Source organism: Aureimonas frigidaquae, from assembly GCF_001463905.1.
GTDB classification, from domain to species: Bacteria; Pseudomonadota; Alphaproteobacteria; order Rhizobiales; family Rhizobiaceae; genus Aureimonas; species Aureimonas frigidaquae.
This window is the reverse complement of sequence record NZ_BBWR01000003.1, coordinates 354,906-373,094: the sequence shown is the minus strand read 5'-3', so window position 1 is coordinate 373,094 and position 18,189 is coordinate 354,906. Positions and strand designations below refer to the sequence as shown.

The following is an 18,189-nucleotide window of genomic DNA, read 5'->3' as shown; positions in this document are numbered from 1 at the left end:
GGCCGGGCGCGGTCAGCGCAGGACGCGGAGCCGCGAGCGGCGCGACAGAACCGGCGCGAGCCGCTCCATGTCGGCCGGCAACAGCGCGACGCAGCCCTGCGTGGGGCCGAGCCCGGCCCGCGCCACATGCAGAAAGATCGCGCTTCCGCCGCCGCGCTGCCGACGCGTCAGGTTGAAGTCCAGCACCACGCCGAAATCATAAAGCCTGTCCCTGCGCTGCAGTGTTTCGGCGCTGGCCGGAAAGGGCAGGCGCACGTGGCGGTTATAGGCCGCATGGCGGGGCGCATCGCACCAGCCGTCGGTCGGCCGCGTCCACAGGACCGGCAGGCGCGGCGCAAGGCGCGTCATGCGCCCCGGCCGGCGAAAGGCCGACAGGAGCGGCATCGACGCGGCCGGCGTTGCGCCGTCCCCTTCCCGCTTGAAGATGGTCGTGCCGGAGCGGCCGAGCGCGCAGGGCAGGCTCAACGGACCGGCCCGCAGGATGCCCCGCAGGGGCGAAAGAGGTGAGCGGCGCACCGTGATCACCTGGCTCATCAAGTGTTTTTGCATTGCATCCGCTGGAAAAATGGCATGCTTCATCACACATTAGACTGATAGGGCCGTGATCGACACGGCTCTTCCGCATGTTCGACACTTCACGCCCATACCAACTCATATGGTTTCATGAACGCACGCAGCATCCTGATCGTAGACGATGACGACGACCTGAGGCAGACCCTGACGGAGCAGCTTTCGCTCTATGAAGAGTTCAATGTCCTCGACGAGCCGACCGCCACGAAGGGCATCGCGACCGCGCGTGCGGGATTGATCGACCTCGTGGTGATGGATGTCGGCCTGCCCGACATGGACGGGCGCGAAGCCGTCAAGCTCTTGCGCAAGTCCGGCTTCAAGGCGCCGATCATCATCCTGACGGCGCAGGACGCCGATTCCGACACGATCCTCGGGCTGGAAGCGGGCGCCAACGACTACGTCACCAAGCCATTCCGCTTCGCCGTGCTCCTGGCGCGGATCCGCGCCCAGCTCCGCCAGCACGAGCAGAGCGAGGACGCGACCTTCCAGATCGGTCCCTATGTCTTCAAGCCGAGCCAGAAGATGCTTCTGGACGAAAAGGGCGGGAAGATCCGGCTGACCGAAAAGGAAACCGCGATCATACGCTACCTCTACCGGGCCGATCGGCGCGTCGTCACGCGCGATATCCTGCTGGAGGAGGTCTGGGGCTACAATTCCGGCGTGACCACCCATACGCTGGAAACCCACGTCTACCGCCTTCGTCAGAAGATCGAGCCCGAACCCTCCGCGGCACGGCTGATCGTCACCGAGGCCGGTGGCTACAAGCTGATGCCCTAACGGCAGATCGCGCGCCTTCCAGCCGTCATCTTGACGGTTTGGAAGGACATTGCTTCTACCCTTCGCTCCGATACGCATGGAAATGGCATCGGAGCATCGCGTCGGTTCATGGGTCTGGAAAGCGACATCGCCCTTCTGGGCAATGTGCCTGTCTTCGCCGACATGTCGCGCGAGCAGCTCCGACTTCTCGCCTTCGGCGCGGAGCACCGCTGGCTGTCGGACGGGGAAACCCTGTTCCGCGAAGAAGCCCGCGCCGATGGCGGCTTCGTGGTCGTATCGGGCGAAATCCTCCTGATGTCGCGGGATCGCAGCCGGGTCCTCGCCGTGGCGCCCGAAGGCGCGCTGATCGGCGAGTTGTCGCTGATCGCCGAAACGCGCCGGCACTCCACCGCGGTAGCGCGGGGCGAGACGGAAGTCATCCGCATCGGCCGGCAGCTCTTCCGCCGGCTTCTGGAGGAATTTCCGGACATCGCCGCGTCGATCCAGGCCACCCTGGCGGCCGAGCTGATCGGCCTGACCGCTCGCATCGACACGCTGTCCCCCTATTTCGACGCTCCGGACGAGGACGAGGGCACCGGGCACTGACGCGCCCGGTACCTGTCACGGATCACTCCGCGCGGGTCAGTCGGCCAAGGCCCTGATCTGACGCTCCGCCTGCCGCAGGATGTGATAGGCCTTGAGCTTGCGCGCGTGGAAACCCGCCATGGCTTCGTTCGGGACCGTTTCTTCCCCGATGCCGCCCATCTGCGCGGCGGCCGCCGACAGGCTGGGGAAGGCACGCGCCGCCACGGCGCCGATGATGGCACTGCCCAGAAGGACCGGCTCGGGCGTCGTGGGAAGGGCGACGCGCATGCCGGTGGCATCCGCAAGAATGCGCCGCAACAGGGTGGAGCGTGCCGCCCCGCCCGACACGACAATGGCGTCGAGGCTGACGCCCTTCTCCCGCATGGCGCGCACGATATCGCCCGTGCCGTAGGACAGGCCGCACAGTCCGGCGACGAAGAGGCGCACCAGCGCCGTATCGCTGGCATCCAGCGTCAGCCCCGCCAGGGCGGCCGTCGCGGCAGGGTCAGCCTCGGGCGAGCGGTTGCCGAGGAACTCCGGCAGGACATGAATGTCGTGCGCCAGATGTGCCACCGCTTCCACCGACCCGGCCATGTCGAGAGCGCGGGTTTCCAACTCGCCGATCAGCGAGCGGCCGGCATCCTTGGCGGCCTGTGCCATGCGCGGCGCGGCCGGATGCAGCGAGACGAGGAAGTCGAGCGCCGCGCCATAGGCCGACTGGCCGCCTTCCAGGAGCCAGTAGCCCGGCAGGAGCGAATCTTTGTAAGGCCCCCAGACGCCGTCGACGAAGGCGGCGTCATGCGTGACGGCCATGGCGCAGGAAGACGTGCCCATGATGAAGGCAAGTTCCGAGGCCGGATCGCTCGCCTGGCCCGAGCGGCTGGAGCCGAGCGTCCCGATGCCGCCCGCATGGGCGTCGATCGCCGGCGCGCCGACGGCGGTCCCCGGCCTCAGGCCGAGTTCTTCGGCGGCCTGTGCCGTCAGGCCCGTTGCCACGGGCTCGCCGATGTCCAGCACCTCGGTCCCGATCCGGGAGAAGCCCTCATCCACCAGTTCGCCAAGGCCGATGCGCTGGAAGAAATCGCCGTCCCAGCGGCGCTCATGGGCAAGGTAGGTCCATTTGCAGGTGAGCGTGCAGACCGACCGCGCCAGGCTGCCCGTGGCACGGTGGGTCAGATAGTCCGCCAGATCGAAGAAATGCGCCGCCCCGGCAAAGACCGATGGCCGGTTTTCCTTCAGCCACAAAAGCTTCGGCGTTTCCATTTCGGGCGAGATGACGCCGCCCACATAGCGCAGCACAGGGTGCCTGGTCGCGTTGATCCGCTCGGCCTGCCCCAGGGCGCGGTGATCCATCCAGACGATGATATCGCGTTCCGGGTCCTCGCTCGGCCCGACGGGAAGCCCCTTTCCATCCGGCCCGATGACGACCAGCGAACAGGTTGCGTCGAAGCCGAGGCCCCGGACCGCCTCTGCCGGCACGCCCGACAGGGTCATGGCCTCCCGTACGGAGGCGACGACGGCGTTCCAGATATCGTTCGAGGATTGCTCGACGATACTGCCTTCGCCACGCCAGATCCGGATATCCCGCTTGGCCGTTCCCAAAAGACGGCCAGAACGATCGAAAACGCCGGCGCGGGCGCTGCCCGTGCCGACGTCTACTCCAACAAATGCGTCCATCATTTCCTTACCAGCAGGTATAGCCACCGTCAGCGACGACGATCGAGCCGGTCAGCAGGCTGGCAGCGTCGGAGGCCAGGAAATGGACGACCGATGCGATCTCTTCCGGCTGACCGACGCGACCCATCGGCGTCATGTCGAGCCACACCTTATACATTTGCGGGTTCTCTTCCATCCCAAAGCGTGTCAACGGCGTTTCGATATAGGTCGGCGCCACGGCGTTGACGCGCACGCCCCGCTGGCCCCATTCCGCCGCCAGCGACTTGGTCAGGTGGTGCACCGCCGCCTTGGAGGCATTGTAGAAGGCCTGCGGCTGCGGCTTGTTGACGATGAAGCCGGACATGGAGCCGATATTGACGATGGAGCCCGAGCCGGCCTCCAGCATCTTGCGCCCGAACTCGCGGCAGCACCAGAAGAGCCCGTCCAGGTTGACGTCCATGTGGAAGCGCCAATGCTCGTCGCTCGTATCCTCGGCCCGCACGTCCGAACGGGCGACGCCCGCATTGTTGACGAGGATGTCGATGCGGCCATGCTCGCCGGCGATCCGGTCGGCCAGCGCCGCCACATCCGCCGAACGCGTGACGTTGAGCTCGGCCCCATGGGCCTTGTAGCCGGCGGCGGTCAGCCGTTCCACCGCACCGCGCACACGCTCGGGGTCCATATCGGCCACGATGACGGTGGCGCCGGCTTCCGCCAGGGCGGTGGCGCAGGCCTCGCCGATGCCTTGCCCGGCCCCGGTGACGACGGCGACCTTGCCGTCCAGCTTCAGTCTTTCCAGGTACATATCGTTTCCTCAAGCTATGCGACGTTTGGCGAAAAGGATGCCGCCGCTCATGCGAGCGCGCGTCCTTCCGCATCGAAGCGGTGAAGCTGGCCTTCCTCCGGCGTCAGCCAGACCCGGTCGCCATGCGCCACCCGGTAATCGCCGATGGACCTTGCGGTAACCTGCTCGCCGCTGTCCAACCGGACATGGATGAACGTGTCCGAGCCCAGATGCTCGGAGACGCCGGCAATACCCGGCAGGGCGCCCGACTGGGTGGAAATCAGCGTATGCTCGGGGCGGAAGCCGAGCGTGTCCGCCCCATGCGCCTGCGCGCCGGCGCCGCGCAGGAAGTTCATGCGCGGGGAGCCGATGAAGCCGGCCACGAACAGATTGGCCGGCCGCCGGTAGAGTTCCAGCGGTGAGCCGACCTGCTCCACCCGCCCCTTGTTCAGGACCACGATCTTGTCGGCCATGGTCATGGCCTCGATCTGGTCGTGGGTCACGTAGATCATCGTCGTGCCGAGTTGCTGGTGCAGCTCCGACAGCTCCAGGCGCATGTTCACCCGCAGCGCGGCGTCGAGGTTGGACAGGGGCTCGTCGAACAGGAAGCCGGTCGGCTCGCGCACGATGGCTCGGCCGATCGCCACGCGCTGGCGCTGGCCGCCGGACAGTTCGCGCGGGCGCCGCTCGAGATAGTCGGTCAGGTTCAACGTGGCCGCCGCGGCCTCGACCTTGCGGGCGATCGCGTCCTTGGACTGGCCCGCCATCTTGAGCGGGAAGCCGATATTGGCCCGCACGCTCATATGCGGATAGAGCGCATAGGACTGGAACACCATCGCCAGCCCCCGCTTGGCCGGCGAGACCTGCGTCACGTCCCGCCCGTCAATGCTGATGGTGCCGCCCGAGACATCCTCCAGCCCGGCGATCAGGCGCAGCAGCGTGGACTTGCCGCAGCCGGAGGGCCCGACGAAGACCACGAACTCGCCATCCTCAATGGACAGGTCGAGACCGGGAATGATGGTGACGTCCCCGAAACGCTTCTGGACGTTCTTCAGTTCGATCGCGCTCATGTCGGGTTTCCTATTTCACGGCGCCGAAGGTCAGGCCACGCACGAGCTGGCGTTGCGAGAACCAGCCGATGATGAGGATGGGTGCGATCGCCATGGTGGAGGCAGCCGACAGCTTCGCGTAGAAATTGCCTTGCGGGCTGGAGAAGGATGCGATGAAGGCCGACAGGGGCGCGGCGTTCGTCGTGGTGAGGTTCAGCGTCCAGAAGGCTTCGTTCCACGCCAGGATGACCGACAGGAGGACGGTCGAGGCGATGCCGGGAACAGCCATCGGCGCCAGGACATGGGTGATCTCATGGCGCAGCGACGCCCCGTCCATCCGCGCCGCTTCCAGGATCTCGACCGGGATTTCCCGGAAATAGGTGTAGAGCATCCACACCATGATCGGCAGGTTGATGAGGAAGAGCACCCCGATCAGCCCGGTTCGCGTGTCGAGAAGGTTGAAGTCCCGGAACAGAAGATAGATCGGCACCAGCACGCCGACGGCCGGCAGCATCTTGGTGGACAGCATCCAGAGGAGGATGTCCTTGGTCCGCTTGCCGGGCGAGAACGCCATGGACCAGGCCGCCGGGACCGCGAAGATGAGGCCCACCAGGGTGGAGCCGAGCGCCAGATAGACCGAGTTCATCATGAAGCGGAAATAGTCCGAGCGCTCGTTGACCGTGACGTAGTTTTCGAGCGTCCAGTCGAAGAAGACGTATTTCGGCGGCACGGAGATCGCGTCGATCTCGGTCTTGAAGGATGTCAGCACCGTCCACAGGACGGGAAAGAAGATCAGAAGTCCGACGGCCCATCCGAGGATGGTGAAGCCGAGCTTGCGACGGGTCGTGGCGGCGCGTGCCATATCCTCAGGCCTCCAGGTTCTTGCCGATGAGGCGGATCAGGAAGAAGGCGACGATGTTGGCCAGGATAACCGCCACGATGCCGCCGGCCGAAGCGCCGCCCACGTCGAACTGCAGGAGCGCCTGGCTGTAGACGAGATAGGGGATGTTGGTGGTCTGCAGCCCAGGCCCGCCGCTGGTCGTCACGTAGATTTCGGCGAAGATCGACAGAAGGAAGATGGTCTGGATCAGAATCACGACGGTGATGGCCCGCGCCATATGCGGCAGGGTGATGTGCCAGAAGATCGAGAGCACCCCCGCCCCGTCCATCTCGGCCGCTTCCTTCTGGTCTTCCGACAGGGATTGCAGCGCCGTCAGGAGGATGAGCGTGGAAAAAGGCAGCCACTGCCAGGCCACGATGATGATGACGGCCGTCAGCGGCGCCGTGGAGAACCAGTCGATCGCCCCGATGCCGATGGCGTTGAGGGCCTGCCCGATCACGCCGTAGACGGGGTTCATCATCATGTTCTTCCACACCAGCGCGGCCACCGTCGGCATGACGAAGAAGGGCGCGATGACGAGAAGCCGGACGATGTTGACGCCGTAGAAGGCCTGGTCCAGCAGCAGCGCCAGAAGAATCCCGCCGCCCACGGTGATGACGAGCACCCCGGCCACGAGCGTCAGCGTGTTGCGCAGGGCGGTCAGGAAGGCGGGGTCGGACAGGAAGAACTTGTAGTTCGTCAGCCCGATGAAGGGCGTCTCGGCCGGATTGAAGAGATTGTAGTTCAGCGTCGAGAAGTAGAGCGTGAGGGACAGTGGCACGATCATCCAGAGGAGGAGCGCGATCACCGAGGGCGCCAGCATGAGCCGTGCGGCCGTATGGGTCTTTGCGGTGGCCATGGGGAAGACTCCCGACGCGTGGGGCTTTTCGTGATGACCGGCCGGCCCGGGGCGGGCCGGCCGGCGAAAGGCGCGACTACTTGATGTAGCCGCCGCGCGTCATTTCACGCATGGCCGTCTGCTGGGCCGCGGCAAGCGCCTGCTCGGGCGGCATGGAGCCGGACACGGCCGCCGCCATCTGCTGGCCGACGGCGGTGCCGAGGCCCTGGAACTCCGGTATGGCCGCAAATTGCAGGCCGACATAAGGCTTGTCCGGCTTGATCGACGGATCGGCATTGTCGATGGCCTGCAGGGTCTGGGCCGCGAAGGGCGCTGCGCTCAGGTATTCCTGGTTCTCATAGAGCGAGGTGCGCGTTCCGGGGGGAACGTTGGCCCAGCCTTCCTTGCCGGCCACGAGCTCCAGATAGGCCTTGGAGGTCGCCCAGGCGATGAAGGTTTCGGCGGCATCGGCCTTCTGCGAGCCCGCGGGAATGGCGAGCGACCAGGCCCAGAGCCAGTTGGCACCCTTGTTCGGGCAATTCTCCACACCGCAGGGGAAGGGCGCGAAGCCGACCTTGTCGGCGACCTGGCTTTCCTTCGGATTGGTCACGAAGGAGGCCGCGACGGTCGCGTCCATCCACATGGCGCAGCGGCCCTGGTTGAACAGCGTGAGGTTTTCGTTGAAGCCGTTCGACGCCGCGCCCGGGGGGCCGTATTTGGTCAGGAGTTCGACATATTGGGCGACGGCGGACTTCCAGCCTTCGCTTTCGAATTGCGGCTGCCAGTTCGCGTCGAAATAGTTGGCGCCATAGCTGCGCGCCATCGAGCCGAGGAACGCCATGTTCTCGCCCCAGCCGGGCTTGCCGCGCAGGCAGATGCCGTAGACGTTCGAGTTCGCCTCGGAAATCTTCTGCGCCGCCTGCGCGATGAACTGCCAGGTCGGGGCCTCCGGCATGGTCATGCCGGCCGCCTCGAACAGGTCCTTGCGGTAGAGCGTCATCGCGCTTTCGGCATAGAAGGGCGCCGCAAAGAGCTTGCCGTCCGCCGAAAGGGCTTCGCGGATCGGGGGCAGGATATCCTCGGCGTCGTAGTCGGCGCCGAGATTGTCGAGCGGCAGGAGCCACTGGTTCTTGGCCCAGATCGGAACCTCGTAGGTGCCGATCGTCATCACGTCGAACTGGCCGCCCTTGGTGGCGATGTCGGTCGTGACGCGCTGGCGCAGGACGTTTTCTTCCAGCGTCACCCAGTTGAGCTGGATGTCGGGATGCTTCTGCGTGAAGTCCTGCGTCAGACCCTGCATCCGGATCATGTCGCCATTGTTGACGGTGGCGATGGTGAGCGTCTGCTGTGCCATAACAGGACCGGACAGGGCGGCGAGCGACGCCGCGCCGGTCAGGAGCGCGATTTTCAACATGTCGAGATGAGCCTCCCAGCTTAATATGCGGGCAATTACCCGCCTCCTGGGCAAATTCTCAATCTCCAGGCAGCTTGTCAATCCGTGGTGGTTGATGCAGTGCACAAGCAACTATACGGTTGCCGGGTTCGCCTTACGCCAGAAGCGCCTCTGCCGTCGCCTCGTCCGTGATGAGCCCGCTGACGAGCCCGCCCTGTACGGCGGCTGCCAGCGCGGCCAGCTTTGCCGGCCCCATGGCCAGCGCGATGACGTCCGACCGGTCCGCCGGCGGCAGCGGCGCGCTCGCCACGCGCTCATTGTAGGGGCAGTCGAGAATGGCGCCGGCCGCGTCGAAGACCCAACCCACGATTTCCCCCACACCGCCCAGCCGGACCAGTTCGTCGCACTCTTCGGGTGAGATGAAGCGGTCCTTCATCAAGGGCGCACCCGGCCCGATCTCGCCGATGCCCACGAAGGTCACGTTGGCCTTGGCCGCGAGGGACAGGGTCCGGGCCACGACCTTCTGCTGGTGCAGGAGCGCGCGCTCCTGCGGCGAGGATACGACAACGGGAAGCGGCATGGGAAAGAGCGGCGCGGCGACCTTGTCGGCCATGGAGAAGATCACGTTGAAGACCGAGGCCGAGCCGTCCAGCGTGATGTTGCCTGTCAGGGAGACGATGCGGTGCTGTGGGCAACCGATGGGCGAGAGCTGCTCGACGGCCGCCTTCAGCGTGCGGCCCGTCCCCATGGCGATGATCCCCGGTTCAGGATCGGCCAGCCGCCGCGCCAGTTCGGCCGAGCCGGCGAGCGCGACGCCGAGCGTCGTGGAGCCTGAGGACGGGTCGGTCGGCACCACATCGGCAAGGCGCAGGCCGAAGCGCGTGCGCAGCGCCTGCGCCAGATCCAGGCAGGCGGCGATCGGATGGTCGATTCTCACCTTGACGAGCCCGGCGCTGACCGACAGCGATACGAGCCGCTGCGCGCTCTGGCGTGAAATGCCGAGCTGGCGTGCGATATCGTCCTGCGTACGCCCGGCCACGTAGTAAAGCCATCCGGCGCGTGCCGCGTCGTCCAGCCGTTGCGTATCGTCCTGCCGTGGCTTGGCCATGGTGCGCGGATTGCCTTTGCGGTTCCCCTCGATCCGCATTGTCATGGCGTCGGTGCGGCGATGTGTCAAACGGGGTCGACGGCGCCCCTTGCGCTTGCGGCGCCGACATGGCATGCAACCCCTCGCATCAAGAGTTGGGCGCGGCCCAACGCCAACCTGCCATTCCGGGCAAGGTGGCGCTTTCTCCCGAAAGGGGGAAGGGATGTGGCCGAACCGGCAACCAAGCGGATACGCCACATCGTCGCGCCATTCAGACAGGCTTTCGCAAGAAAGGGCACGACCTATGGGCTCCGGTTTCGATCCTTCCTCCAGGCTGCATCTGCGCGCGGGCGACACCGCCCTCTGCATGGGCCGGACGGCGATCATGCCGGGCGGGCGGGCGCGAGCCTCCACGGTCTTCGGCGTGGTCCACCGGTCGGCGGGTGAGGTCTTCACCCATCTCTACCTCGTCCCGCATCTGCCCGAGCAGCGGCACCTCCGCGGCGAGGTGCTGCTGGCGGCCGTCTTTCCGGGCGACGATCTTTCCGCCGCACGCGCCTTCGCGGCACGCCATCTGGGGCTGGCCCTCTGCGACGAAACGAGCGAGCCGGTCCGCGCCGCAGCCTGACGCGGCATGGCTCAATCGGCGGAAGGCAGGCGCCGCATGGTGAATTCGATTCGGTCGTCCGGCAGGCTCCGCCAGCTTTCCACCGAGGTCCAGTAAGCCGCCTTCGGGTAGCGCTCGAACCACTGCCGCGCCACGCTGCGCGCTTCATCGCGCGGGAGGGCGTAGGTCTGGCGGATAAAGGAATCGGCCGGGTTCGCGCCCGCGCCTTTGCCAGCGCGGCTGCGGGCGAGCTGGCGCCGGAGCCCATCGAGGGGCGGTGTGCGCTGTGCCGGCATGGACGTCTCCTCGAAACACATCATCTAGGAGAGTGGCGCTCGCCCTCAAGTTGGACTCGGCAATTCCCAATAAGGACGCATTGTTCTAATCTTCGCGCCGCTTGGGTTGCATGGTGGGCAAGCACAACCTTTGCGTGGGCGGCGCGTTATGCTGCTGGAGGACGACATGGAACGACCGGATCTACCGCAGGGCTTGCCTGAAGGGCTGGAAGACAAGAAACAGGCGGCGCGCGAATGGTTCGAGCAACTGCGCGACCGCATCTGCGAGGCCTTCGAGACTCTGGAGGACGAACTGGATGCCGATGGTGGGACACCGCCCGGACGGTTCCAGCGCACCCCCTGGCAGCGTGAGAAGGACGGCGGCGGCGGCGTCATGTCGATGATGCATGGCCGCGTTTTCGAAAAGGTCGGCGTTCATGTGTCGACCGTCCATGGCCAGTTCAGCGCCGATTTCGCCAAGCAGATCCCCGGCGCGAGCGACGATCCGAACTTCTGGGCCTCCGGCATCTCGCTCATTGCCCATATGCGCAATCCGAACGTGCCGGCCGTCCACATGAACACCCGCATGGTGGTGACGACCGGACAATGGTTCGGGGGCGGCGCCGATCTGACGCCCACCCTGGCGCGCCGCCGCACCCAGGAGGATCCCGACACCATGGCCTTCCACAAGGCCATGCGCTTCGTCTGCGAGCGCCATGGCGCCGTTGCCAATTACGACCGCTACAAGCAGTGGTGCGACGAATACTTCTTCCTGCCGCATCGCAACGAAGCCCGGGGTGTGGGCGGCATCTTCTACGACTGGCTGCATTCGCCGGAAGAGGCCGGTGGCTGGGAAGCCGACTTCGCCTTCACGCGGGATCTCGGCAAGGCGTTCCTCGTGGTGTACCCGCACATCGTGCGGCAGAACATGCACAAGACCTATACCGAGGCCGACCGCGAGGAACAGCTCGTCCAGCGCGGACGCTATGTGGAATACAACCTGCTCTATGACCGGGGAACCCTGTTCGGCCTGAAGACGGGGGGGAACGTGCATTCGATCCTGTCGTCCATGCCGCCCGTCGTCAAATGGCCCTGAGCGAGGCGAGGCACGCGGACACGCAAGGAGCACCGCCTGCCAGCTCGCACCTGCCGGTTCCCCGGCCGAGCCTGCGGGCCATGACGCGCTGCTTTGCCCGGATCGGCCTTCTGTCCTTCGGCGGCCCGGCCGGCCAGATCGCGCTCATGCACCGTGAGCTGGTGGACGAGAAGCGCTGGATCGACGAGAAGCGGTTCCTGCATGCGCTCAACTACTGCATGATCCTTCCAGGGCCCGAGGCGCAGCAGCTTGCCACCTATACAGGTTGGCTCCTGCACCGCACTTTGGGCGGCCTCATCGCCGGTCTTCTTTTCATCCTGCCCGGTGCCGGGCTGATGCTGGCTTTGAGCATCCTCTACGTCCTGTATCGGAGCGTGCCGGCCGTGGACGCGGCGTTCCTCGGCATCAAGGCGGCCGTCCTTGCGATCGTCCTGCAGGCGCTCCTGCGCATCGGCCGCCGCGCCCTTATCGACCGCTTCTCCCGCAGCGTGGCCCTGGCGGCCTTCCTGGCGCTCTTTATGCTGCAGATCCCCTTCCCGCTCGTCATCATGGCCGCGGGTCTGGCGGGCTGGATCGCGCATGGGCGCCGGCCCTCGGCCGTGGCGGCAAGCGCAGGCGCCCCGGCACCCCTGCCGTCAGCCATCGATACCATGCTGGCCGAGGGTATGCTGGAGCATACGCGGCCCTGTGCCCGCACGGCGCTTCGGGTTCTAGTCGTGTGGCTCGCGCTCTGGCTCACGCCACTTCTCGTCAGCGTACTCGCCCTGGGTCCGGATGCGGTCTTCACGCAGATCGCCGGCTTCTTCAGCCTGATGGCGGCCGTCAGCTTCGGCGGCGCCTATGCCGTCCTGGCCTATGTGGCGCAGGCGGCCGTGGAGGGTCTGGGCTGGCTTGCGCCGGGTGAGATGCTGGACGGGCTGGGACTTGCCGAAACGACCCCCGGGCCGCTCATCCTGGTCCTGCAATTCGTCGGCTTCCTGGCCGCCTATCGCAATCCGGGCATCCTCGACCCCTTCCTGTCAGGCAGCATCGGCGCGGCGCTGACGCTCTGGGTCACCTTCGCGCCTTCCTTCCTGTGGATCTTCCTCGGAGCGCCTTATGTGGAAGCCCTTCGCGGGCACCAGCGCCTCGCCGCCGCTCTATCGGCCGTGACGGCAGCCATCGTGGGCGTGATCCTGAACCTGTCGCTCTGGTTCGGCCTGCATATCCTGTTCAGGCAGACCCGCCCCCTCAATGGCGCCGGCATCGGACCCGACATCCCGATCCTCGCCTCCTTCGACTGGCGGGCCGGCTGCCTGGCGCTTCTTTCCGCCGCGCTGCTCCTGCGCTTCAAACTCGGCGTCGCCCCACTCCTGGCGATCGGCGCCGGCGCCGGCATCCTCCTCGGACGGCTCGGGTAGGCGGCATTCAGCTATAAGATTGTTCGCCTTTCACGAAGGCCACGTCTGGTTGGTGACGGGGTTGAGGTCGGGGAGGTGTCCATTCTTGGCGCATGGCTCTGATGCTGGCGGCCAATTCGTCGGAGGGTGCGTACAGGCAACCATGGAGCCAATCCCGTATGGCTCAAAACCGACCACGGTCGGATCGGTACCGGATCAAGCGCATGCACGAAAAGGAGTTTGTTGAGGGCGTGGGTAGCGCACCTACGATCGCTTTCCGGGGATAGCTGACCTGAATACGCGAAAAGCCCCACCGTCCTGGCAGGGCTTTCCCGAACACATCGACGGCCTCGCAAGCTTGTTATCGCAGAAGCAAGGCCCGCTGCTTCGATTAAGAAGCAGTCTCCAAGCCCGATGCCGAAGCAGAGCGGGAACGCTCATTGACATAAGCGCCTAGAGGTGAATCGTCAATGAACCCAACCCAAGACCATGCAGGATAGCTCGGCGTATTTCGATCAGTTGGGCGGCACTTACGTTACCCGTTCTAAACCGTCGAGCACCGCCGCCGGGCGCCCTGCCATCACGAAATCGATCGAGCCGGGACAATGCCACAGTCGAAACCATATCGCATTTCGCCCACATTTGCGGCGTCTCGAACGGCGCAGGCAACGGCACCACCAGACTAAGGCAGCAATGGTGAGGCTCTGCCGGATTGGGTGGCGTGGTGCTAAGCGGAACAACGGCGACAAGGTCAGCCCGTCGCCGTAGTCTAGGTGAAACAATTACGACGGGCCGAAGCTTTACCATTTCTGGTTTAATGAAGCCTGTTGAATAATTACAGAGGACAATTTCTCCGGCAGAGGGATAGTATAAGAGTGGCATGTTTTAATGAAAGGCCTTTACCATCTTATGCATCCGGCCCGGCCTCGTCGAGCGGGCACGGCACTCCCTCCTTGGCGCATTTGCGCCGGTAGGCCATGGCCCAGAAGGCCGGGTTGCGCTCGAGCGATACGCGCTCCACGACGCGCAGAATGAAATCGCGCTTCATCTCTGCGCTGCCCGATTGGGGGAAGGCGTCTTTTTCTGCCTTCGTCATGGTGCAACCAACGCAGCGGCCCTGGCGCTTGTACTTGCAGATATCGACACAGGGCGATGGGGCGGTGGACCAGCTATCGGACACGGGACTGTCTCCTGGCGCGGGGCGGTCTAACCATGGCCGAGCTCGTCCAGCGGACAATCCCTGTCCTTGCGGGCGCAGCGTCGGCGGTACATCTTCGACCAGTATCCGTAGCGGCCGGCCGCGTTCAGGCGCTCCACCAGCATGTCGAAGAAGGCACGCCGCTTCTTCTTGCCGCCGAGCTTCTTGAAGGCCTTCTTTTCCGGCTTGGTCATGCGGCAGCCGATGCAGTGGCCCGCATCGCGGAACTTGCAGACCCCGATGCAGGGAGACGGCGCCTTGCGCCAGACATTGGCCATAGGGTTCAGTTTCCGTCTTCGGGCAGGCGGGGCAGCGGCAGGGCCGGAACGCCGTCGTCCAGCAAGGCCTTCACCTCGTCTCCGCTGGCCTCGCCGTAGATGCCGCGGGGCTCCGCCTCTCCGAAGTGGATGCGCCGCGCCTCTTCGGCAAAGCGCGGCCCCACATAATCGGAGTTCGAGCGAAGCGCGCGCACGAAGGCATGGAACGTCTTCACCACCTCTGCGGCGCGCGGATCGGCCAGGGCGACGCTGTCAGCCCCCTTGGTGGCGGGCGCATCGCCGTCCGGGCTCCCCATAGGGCGGCCCACGGCAGGCGCCATCAGGGCCTTTTCCACTGCACCGGCGCCGCAGGACGGGCATGCCACCAGCCCGCGCTGGGACTGGGTGTCATAGTCCTGGGCGGAGCGGAACCAGCCATCGAAGCCATGGCTGCAACCGCGGCAACGCAAGGCGTAGTGGATCATGAAGCGCGCGCCGTGAAATCCGTTGCGAAGGGGCGCCGGTTCTTCAGGTTCGGGATCTTGCCCCGCGCCGCATCCACGGCCGACAGGTCCAGCCGGGCGACGGCCACGCCGGGTTCGTCACCATCCACTTCGGCCGCCACCTTGCCCCAGGGATCGATGATGATGGAGTGGCCGTAGGTCTCGCGGCCATCGGCATGGCGCCCGCCCTGTGCCGCCGCGATCATAAAGGTGTTGTTTTCGATGGCGCGGGCCCGCAGCAGAACATGCCAATGCGCCTCGCCCGTCTGGCGCGTGAAGGCCGCCGGAGCGGTCAGGATATTGGCGCCCGCCAGCGCCTCGGCCCGGAACAGCTCGGGAAAGCGCATGTCGTAGCAGACGGCAAATCCCAGGCGCACATCCGCCCCGTCCACGCTGAAGCGCGCCAATGCCGCCCGTTCGCCGGGGACGTAGGTTCGCGATTCGCGCCAGCTCTCCCCGTTGTCGAGATCGACGTCGAACATGTGAATCTTGTCGTAGCTTTCCACACGCGTTCCGTCGGGCCCGAACAGGAAGGCGCGGTTGGCGGCCATGCCGCCGGGAGCCCGGATCGCCGTGGAGCCGATATGCAGGTAGATGGCGTGCCGCCGCGCGAGGGTGGCGGCCGCCTTGACGATCGGATCGTCCTGTTCCGGCTTCAGGTTGGCCAGGAGATGATCGCGGTCACGGCAGACCGCGCCCGTCATTTCCGGCGTCTGGACATAGGCGGCGCCGCGTCCGGCGGCCTCGCCCACCAGTTGTTCGAGCGCAACGAGATTTTCCGACGGCTCCATGGTGGAGCGCATCTGCACGACGGCGGCGACGAGTTCGGCCATGGATCAGCCCTCCTGGCCGGCAAGCAGCGGATCGAGACGCCCGGCCGCATCCAGCGCGTAGAGATCGTCGCAACCGCCGACATGGGTTTGGCCGATGAAGATCTGCGGAAAGGTCGTGCGCCCGTTGGCGCGCGCCAGCATTTCCTGCCGGAAGGCCGGGTTCACCGTGGCGTCCTTTTCCTCATAGCTCACTCCCTTCCTGTCGAGGAGTGCCTTGGCGCTGCTGCAGAAACCGCAGAGCTGCCGCGTATAGACCGTTACCTGCACCATCCGCTCCGGGGTCCGACGTGACGTTCGTCCACATATGCGGCGCGGCGACTTCGCTCGCAACCCTCGAAAACGTCAGAACCACCACATGCGATGCCCCGCCGCGGATCAGCGCGCGGCTGGCGGACTGGACCGTGGCGCCCGTGGTGAAGACATCGTCCACCAGGAGAACGCCACGGCCGCGCAGCCTGTCGCGCTGTCGGGCCGGCACGTCGAAGGCGCCGCGCACATTGGCGGCGCGCTGATGCCGGTCCAGCCCCACCTGGCTGGCTGTCGCGCGGCGGCGGACCAGCACCGCGTCGGCAACCGGCAGGCCCGCCAGCGGACTTAGGGCGCGCGCCAGCTCCCGCGCCTGGTTGAAGCGGCGCAGGATCTGCCGCCGCCGATGCAGGGGAACAGGCACGATCATGTCGGCCTGCGCGAAGAGCTCGGCTCCCGCCCGCGCCATCCATTGCGCCATGATGGGGGCGAGATCGGCGCGGTCGCTGTATTTGAGCTGCGTCGGCAGCCGCATGCCGAGCCCCGTATGGACGACGGCCGAGCGCGCCACACGAAAGGCTGGCGGATCTGCCAGGACGGACAGGCGGACGGGCTCGTCCGGTATCTCGAAGGCCATGGGATCGCCCGAGACGGCGCAATAAGGCGGCTCGATGAAGTGCGTCGCCGCCCAGCACCGCGCGCACAAGGCCCCGTGGCGGGCGGTCGCCGCACGGCAGCCGGCGCAGACCGGCGGGTAGATCAGGTCCGTCAGGCGCAGGGCGAAGCCGCGCAAAGCTGCTCGCATTTCGGGCCGTGGCACTTTACTCACTCCATCCGCCGGAAGGGAACGCGTTGCACTACCGGTGCACCGCGCACCATATGGGCAGGGTTGCGGCCCGTCTTTCATGTCGATGCCATGATGCCGCGTGCCGCAGAAAAGGGGCAAGATGACCAGCAATAGGCTTTCACCCGAAGCGCCCTTCGACCGTGGATTGCAGGCACGCCATCGCCGCCGCTGGGCAGGCCGCGGCATGGCGGGCGCGCGTTTCCTGTACGACGCCGCCGCGGCGGAACTGGCGGAGCGGCTATCGCTCGTCCAGCGCCGCTTCGCCGTGGGGTTGGAGATGAACGGCTATGACGGCAGCCTGGCGCGTGCCGTCGGCGGCCAGGTGGATTTTCTGATCCGCAGCGAGCGCGAGGGCGACTGGCTCGACGGTACACCCCTGGCTGTGGTGGCGGACGAGGAGCTCCTGCCCTTTGCCAATGGCAGCCTGGACCTCGTCCTGTCCTGCCTGTCGCTGCACCTGACCAACGACACGCCGGGTGTCCTGGCGCAGATCCAGCGGGCGCTGCGGCCGGACGGCCTGTTCCTGACGGCGCTTCTGGGCGGCGACAGCCTGCAGGAATTGCGGACCTGCCTGATCACGGCCGAAGCGGAACTGACCGGGGGTGCATCCCCGCGCGTTCCGCCCTTCGTCGAACTGCGCGATGCCGGCGCGCTCCTGCAACGGACGGGCTTTGCCCTGCCCGTCATCGACCAGGACCGCCAGACCGTGCGCTACGATACCATGTTCGGCCTTATGGCCGACCTGCGCGCCATGGGCATGGCCAACAGCCTGACGGCGCGCAGCCGCAGGCCCCTGGGCCGGCGGGTCTTCCTGCGGGCGGCGGAGATCTATGCCGAGCGGTTCAGCGATCGCGACGGGCGAATCCGCGCGACCTTCGACATCGTCTATCTATCGGGCTGGAAGCCGCATGAGAGCCAGCAGAAGCCGCTGCGCCCCGGCAGCGCGCAGGTCAGCCTGGCAGATGTTCTGACGGACAGGTCCGGCGGGCGCGGCTAAGCGTCAGCAGGCGCCGCGGCGCGAGCCGTCCGGGAACTCCAGGCACGGCGCCGGGCCGCGGCCGGGCTCGATGCGCATGGCGCGCACGGGGCCGATGGAGCCGGTCTGGACGGGGTCCACGCCCACGGGGCCGTTGGCCATGGCGCGGTCGGTGCGGAACGTATCGGGCTGGACGGCCAGCGCCGTTACCACGGCGACGGCGCCGAACAACACCGTCGCCCGCAACAGAGCCATGGCCGTGTCGCGCGCCGAGCAGCGCCGTCCGTGGTAGGTCATCTTCGCCATGATGTCCCTCGTCGCATCGAGCCGCATCCTCAATCCCGTCCATCTCGCGCAGACCCGGTTAACAGAGG

23 protein-coding genes and 1 riboswitch are annotated in these 18,189 nt (G+C 66.3%); of the genes, 6 read left to right on the top strand and 17 right to left on the bottom strand.

Going from position 1 to position 18,189, the window contains the following annotated elements; all coding sequences use genetic code 11:
* Positions 1 to 12: 12 nt before the first annotated feature.
* Entirely contained in the window at positions 13 to 534 is a 522-nt protein-coding gene (locus AUL30_RS05425) for a L,D-transpeptidase family protein (protein WP_244490718.1), read from the bottom strand.
* Positions 535 to 663: 129 nt separating this feature from the next.
* On the opposite strand from AUL30_RS05425, the gene AUL30_RS05420 reads away from it, so the two are divergent.
* A complete protein-coding gene (locus tag AUL30_RS05420) occupies positions 664 to 1,347 on the top strand; it encodes a response regulator transcription factor (RefSeq protein WP_062226815.1) in 684 nt (227 codons plus the stop codon).
* 108 nt (positions 1,348 to 1,455) lie between these two features.
* On the top strand, positions 1,456 to 1,932 hold the full coding sequence (locus tag AUL30_RS05415; protein ID WP_062226814.1) for a Crp/Fnr family transcriptional regulator: 477 nt from the start codon (positions 1,456 to 1,458) through the stop codon (positions 1,930 to 1,932).
* 36 nt (positions 1,933 to 1,968) lie between these two features.
* Here the strand turns inward: AUL30_RS05415 and AUL30_RS05410 are convergent, their stop codons facing one another.
* The 7 genes from AUL30_RS05410 to AUL30_RS05380 all read right to left on the bottom strand — a co-directional run bounded on the left by AUL30_RS05410 (position 1,969) and on the right by AUL30_RS05380 (position 9,664).
* Positions 1,969 to 3,591: an FGGY-family carbohydrate kinase gene (locus tag AUL30_RS05410; RefSeq protein ID WP_062226813.1), complete on the bottom strand. Its 1,623-nt coding sequence runs from the start codon at positions 3,589 to 3,591 to the stop codon at positions 1,969 to 1,971.
* A gap of 4 nt (positions 3,592 to 3,595) precedes the next feature.
* The gene (locus AUL30_RS05405; RefSeq protein WP_062226812.1) at positions 3,596 to 4,372 is read right to left on the bottom strand and encodes an SDR family NAD(P)-dependent oxidoreductase; all 777 of its coding nucleotides are present in this window, start codon (positions 4,370 to 4,372) and stop codon (positions 3,596 to 3,598) included.
* A 47-nt stretch (positions 4,373 to 4,419) separates the two neighbouring features.
* Positions 4,420 to 5,421: an ABC transporter ATP-binding protein gene (locus tag AUL30_RS05400; RefSeq protein WP_062226811.1), complete on the bottom strand. Its 1,002-nt coding sequence runs from the start codon at positions 5,419 to 5,421 to the stop codon at positions 4,420 to 4,422.
* Positions 5,422 to 5,431: 10 nt separating this feature from the next.
* On the bottom strand, positions 5,432 to 6,262 hold the full coding sequence (locus tag AUL30_RS05395) for a carbohydrate ABC transporter permease (RefSeq protein WP_062226810.1): 831 nt from the start codon (positions 6,260 to 6,262) through the stop codon (positions 5,432 to 5,434).
* Positions 6,263 to 6,266: 4 nt separating this feature from the next.
* Complete coding sequence (locus AUL30_RS05390; RefSeq protein WP_062226809.1) at positions 6,267 to 7,139, bottom strand: carbohydrate ABC transporter permease; 873 nt, start codon at positions 7,137 to 7,139, stop codon at positions 6,267 to 6,269.
* Between the two features lie 76 nt (positions 7,140 to 7,215).
* Entirely contained in the window at positions 7,216 to 8,532 is a 1,317-nt protein-coding gene (locus AUL30_RS05385; protein WP_062226808.1) for an ABC transporter substrate-binding protein, read from the bottom strand.
* A 133-nt stretch (positions 8,533 to 8,665) separates the two neighbouring features.
* Complete coding sequence (locus AUL30_RS05380) at positions 8,666 to 9,664, bottom strand: sugar-binding transcriptional regulator (protein ID WP_244490717.1); 999 nt, start codon at positions 9,662 to 9,664, stop codon at positions 8,666 to 8,668.
* Positions 9,665 to 9,738: 74 nt separating this feature from the next.
* Positions 9,739 to 9,853, top strand: a riboswitch (SAM-I-IV-variant riboswitch).
* Positions 9,854 to 9,902: 49 nt separating this feature from the next.
* On the opposite strand from AUL30_RS05380, the gene AUL30_RS05375 reads away from it, so the two are divergent.
* Positions 9,903 to 10,226: a hypothetical protein gene (locus AUL30_RS05375; protein ID WP_062226807.1), complete on the top strand. Its 324-nt coding sequence runs from the start codon at positions 9,903 to 9,905 to the stop codon at positions 10,224 to 10,226.
* Between the two features lie 11 nt (positions 10,227 to 10,237).
* Here AUL30_RS05375 and AUL30_RS05370 read toward each other — a convergent pair whose 3' ends face one another.
* Positions 10,238 to 10,501: a hypothetical protein gene (locus tag AUL30_RS05370; protein ID WP_062226859.1), complete on the bottom strand. Its 264-nt coding sequence runs from the start codon at positions 10,499 to 10,501 to the stop codon at positions 10,238 to 10,240.
* 166 nt (positions 10,502 to 10,667) lie between these two features.
* Between AUL30_RS05370 and hemF the strand changes: the two genes are divergently transcribed.
* Positions 10,668 to 11,576: an oxygen-dependent coproporphyrinogen oxidase gene (gene hemF / locus AUL30_RS05365; RefSeq protein WP_062226858.1), complete on the top strand. Its 909-nt coding sequence runs from the start codon at positions 10,668 to 10,670 to the stop codon at positions 11,574 to 11,576.
* An 80-nt stretch (positions 11,577 to 11,656) separates the two neighbouring features.
* Positions 11,657 to 12,976 carry a chromate efflux transporter gene (chrA, locus tag AUL30_RS05360; RefSeq protein ID WP_157069920.1) on the top strand — a complete coding sequence of 440 codons (1,320 nt, stop codon included), beginning with the start codon at positions 11,657 to 11,659 and terminating at the stop codon, positions 12,974 to 12,976.
* 432 nt (positions 12,977 to 13,408) lie between these two features.
* On the opposite strand, the gene AUL30_RS20260 is transcribed toward chrA, so the two are convergent.
* From AUL30_RS20260 to AUL30_RS05330, 7 genes are all read right to left on the bottom strand, one after another.
* Positions 13,409 to 13,837, bottom strand: coding sequence for a type II toxin-antitoxin system PemK/MazF family toxin (locus AUL30_RS20260; RefSeq protein WP_083507677.1), 429 nt, complete (start codon positions 13,835 to 13,837; stop codon positions 13,409 to 13,411).
* Positions 13,838 to 13,862: 25 nt separating this feature from the next.
* Positions 13,863 to 14,051: a hypothetical protein gene (locus tag AUL30_RS19215; protein ID WP_062226805.1), complete on the bottom strand. Its 189-nt coding sequence runs from the start codon at positions 14,049 to 14,051 to the stop codon at positions 13,863 to 13,865.
* 110 nt (positions 14,052 to 14,161) lie between these two features.
* A complete protein-coding gene (locus tag AUL30_RS05350) occupies positions 14,162 to 14,431 on the bottom strand; it encodes a DUF1289 domain-containing protein (RefSeq protein ID WP_062226804.1) in 270 nt (89 codons plus the stop codon).
* Positions 14,432 to 14,436: 5 nt separating this feature from the next.
* Positions 14,437 to 14,895, bottom strand: a complete 459-nt coding sequence (locus tag AUL30_RS05345; RefSeq protein WP_062226803.1) for a DUF1178 family protein — start codon at positions 14,893 to 14,895, stop codon at positions 14,437 to 14,439.
* On the bottom strand, positions 14,892 to 15,746 hold the full coding sequence (locus AUL30_RS05340; RefSeq protein ID WP_062226802.1) for a carbon-nitrogen hydrolase family protein: 855 nt from the start codon (positions 15,744 to 15,746) through the stop codon (positions 14,892 to 14,894). The genes AUL30_RS05345 and AUL30_RS05340 overlap by 4 nt, the downstream gene beginning before the upstream one ends.
* Before the next feature lie 3 nt (positions 15,747 to 15,749).
* On the bottom strand, positions 15,750 to 16,016 hold the full coding sequence (gene grxC, locus AUL30_RS05335) for a glutaredoxin 3 (RefSeq protein WP_062226857.1): 267 nt from the start codon (positions 16,014 to 16,016) through the stop codon (positions 15,750 to 15,752).
* Positions 15,928 to 16,797 carry a ComF family protein gene (locus tag AUL30_RS05330; protein WP_083507675.1) on the bottom strand — a complete coding sequence of 290 codons (870 nt, stop codon included), beginning with the start codon at positions 16,795 to 16,797 and terminating at the stop codon, positions 15,928 to 15,930. The genes grxC and AUL30_RS05330 overlap by 89 nt, the downstream gene beginning before the upstream one ends.
* A gap of 142 nt (positions 16,798 to 16,939) precedes the next feature.
* Between AUL30_RS05330 and AUL30_RS05325 the strand changes: the two genes are divergently transcribed.
* Positions 16,940 to 17,836: a methyltransferase domain-containing protein gene (locus AUL30_RS05325; RefSeq protein ID WP_062226801.1), complete on the top strand. Its 897-nt coding sequence runs from the start codon at positions 16,940 to 16,942 to the stop codon at positions 17,834 to 17,836.
* 3 nt (positions 17,837 to 17,839) lie between these two features.
* Here the strand turns inward: AUL30_RS05325 and AUL30_RS05320 are convergent, their stop codons facing one another.
* Complete coding sequence (locus AUL30_RS05320) at positions 17,840 to 18,121, bottom strand: hypothetical protein (RefSeq protein ID WP_157069918.1); 282 nt, start codon at positions 18,119 to 18,121, stop codon at positions 17,840 to 17,842.
* Between the last annotated feature and the right edge of the window lie 68 nt (positions 18,122 to 18,189).

What these genes read in the sequence shown, in the direction of transcription:
- AUL30_RS05340 (WP_062226802.1), bottom strand. Translation starts at nt 15,746, where the DNA reads ATGGCCGAACTCGTCGCCGCCGTCGTGCAGATGCGCTCCACCATGGAG.
- AUL30_RS05405 (WP_062226812.1), bottom strand. Translation starts at nt 4,372, where the DNA reads ATGTACCTGGAAAGACTGAAGCTGGACGGCAAGGTCGCCGTCGTCACC.
- AUL30_RS05425 (WP_244490718.1), bottom strand. Translation starts at nt 534, where the DNA reads ATGAGCCAGGTGATCACGGTGCGCCGCTCACCTCTTTCGCCCCTGCGG.
- AUL30_RS19215 (WP_062226805.1), bottom strand. Translation starts at nt 14,051, where the DNA reads ATGACGAAGGCAGAAAAAGACGCCTTCCCCCAATCGGGCAGCGCAGAG.
- AUL30_RS05415 (WP_062226814.1), top strand. Translation starts at nt 1,456, where the DNA reads ATGGGTCTGGAAAGCGACATCGCCCTTCTGGGCAATGTGCCTGTCTTC.
- chrA (WP_157069920.1), top strand. Translation starts at nt 11,657, where the DNA reads ATGACGCGCTGCTTTGCCCGGATCGGCCTTCTGTCCTTCGGCGGCCCG.
- AUL30_RS05400 (WP_062226811.1), bottom strand. Translation starts at nt 5,421, where the DNA reads ATGAGCGCGATCGAACTGAAGAACGTCCAGAAGCGTTTCGGGGACGTC.
- AUL30_RS05410 (WP_062226813.1), bottom strand. Translation starts at nt 3,591, where the DNA reads ATGATGGACGCATTTGTTGGAGTAGACGTCGGCACGGGCAGCGCCCGC.
- hemF (WP_062226858.1), top strand. Translation starts at nt 10,668, where the DNA reads ATGGAACGACCGGATCTACCGCAGGGCTTGCCTGAAGGGCTGGAAGAC.
- AUL30_RS05420 (WP_062226815.1), top strand. Translation starts at nt 664, where the DNA reads ATGAACGCACGCAGCATCCTGATCGTAGACGATGACGACGACCTGAGG.
- AUL30_RS05385 (WP_062226808.1), bottom strand. Translation starts at nt 8,532, where the DNA reads ATGTTGAAAATCGCGCTCCTGACCGGCGCGGCGTCGCTCGCCGCCCTG.
- AUL30_RS05375 (WP_062226807.1), top strand. Translation starts at nt 9,903, where the DNA reads ATGGGCTCCGGTTTCGATCCTTCCTCCAGGCTGCATCTGCGCGCGGGC.
- AUL30_RS05330 (WP_083507675.1), bottom strand. Translation starts at nt 16,797, where the DNA reads ATGCGAGCAGCTTTGCGCGGCTTCGCCCTGCGCCTGACGGACCTGATC.
- AUL30_RS05350 (WP_062226804.1), bottom strand. Translation starts at nt 14,431, where the DNA reads ATGGCCAATGTCTGGCGCAAGGCGCCGTCTCCCTGCATCGGGGTCTGC.
- AUL30_RS05345 (WP_062226803.1), bottom strand. Translation starts at nt 14,895, where the DNA reads ATGATCCACTACGCCTTGCGTTGCCGCGGTTGCAGCCATGGCTTCGAT.
- AUL30_RS05380 (WP_244490717.1), bottom strand. Translation starts at nt 9,664, where the DNA reads ATGACAATGCGGATCGAGGGGAACCGCAAAGGCAATCCGCGCACCATG.
- grxC (WP_062226857.1), bottom strand. Translation starts at nt 16,016, where the DNA reads ATGGTGCAGGTAACGGTCTATACGCGGCAGCTCTGCGGTTTCTGCAGC.
- AUL30_RS05370 (WP_062226859.1), bottom strand. Translation starts at nt 10,501, where the DNA reads ATGCCGGCACAGCGCACACCGCCCCTCGATGGGCTCCGGCGCCAGCTC.
- AUL30_RS05325 (WP_062226801.1), top strand. Translation starts at nt 16,940, where the DNA reads ATGACCAGCAATAGGCTTTCACCCGAAGCGCCCTTCGACCGTGGATTG.
- AUL30_RS20260 (WP_083507677.1), bottom strand. Translation starts at nt 13,837, where the DNA reads ATGCCACTCTTATACTATCCCTCTGCCGGAGAAATTGTCCTCTGTAAT.
- AUL30_RS05395 (WP_062226810.1), bottom strand. Translation starts at nt 6,262, where the DNA reads ATGGCACGCGCCGCCACGACCCGTCGCAAGCTCGGCTTCACCATCCTC.
- AUL30_RS05320 (WP_157069918.1), bottom strand. Translation starts at nt 18,121, where the DNA reads ATGGCGAAGATGACCTACCACGGACGGCGCTGCTCGGCGCGCGACACG.
- AUL30_RS05390 (WP_062226809.1), bottom strand. Translation starts at nt 7,139, where the DNA reads ATGGCCACCGCAAAGACCCATACGGCCGCACGGCTCATGCTGGCGCCC.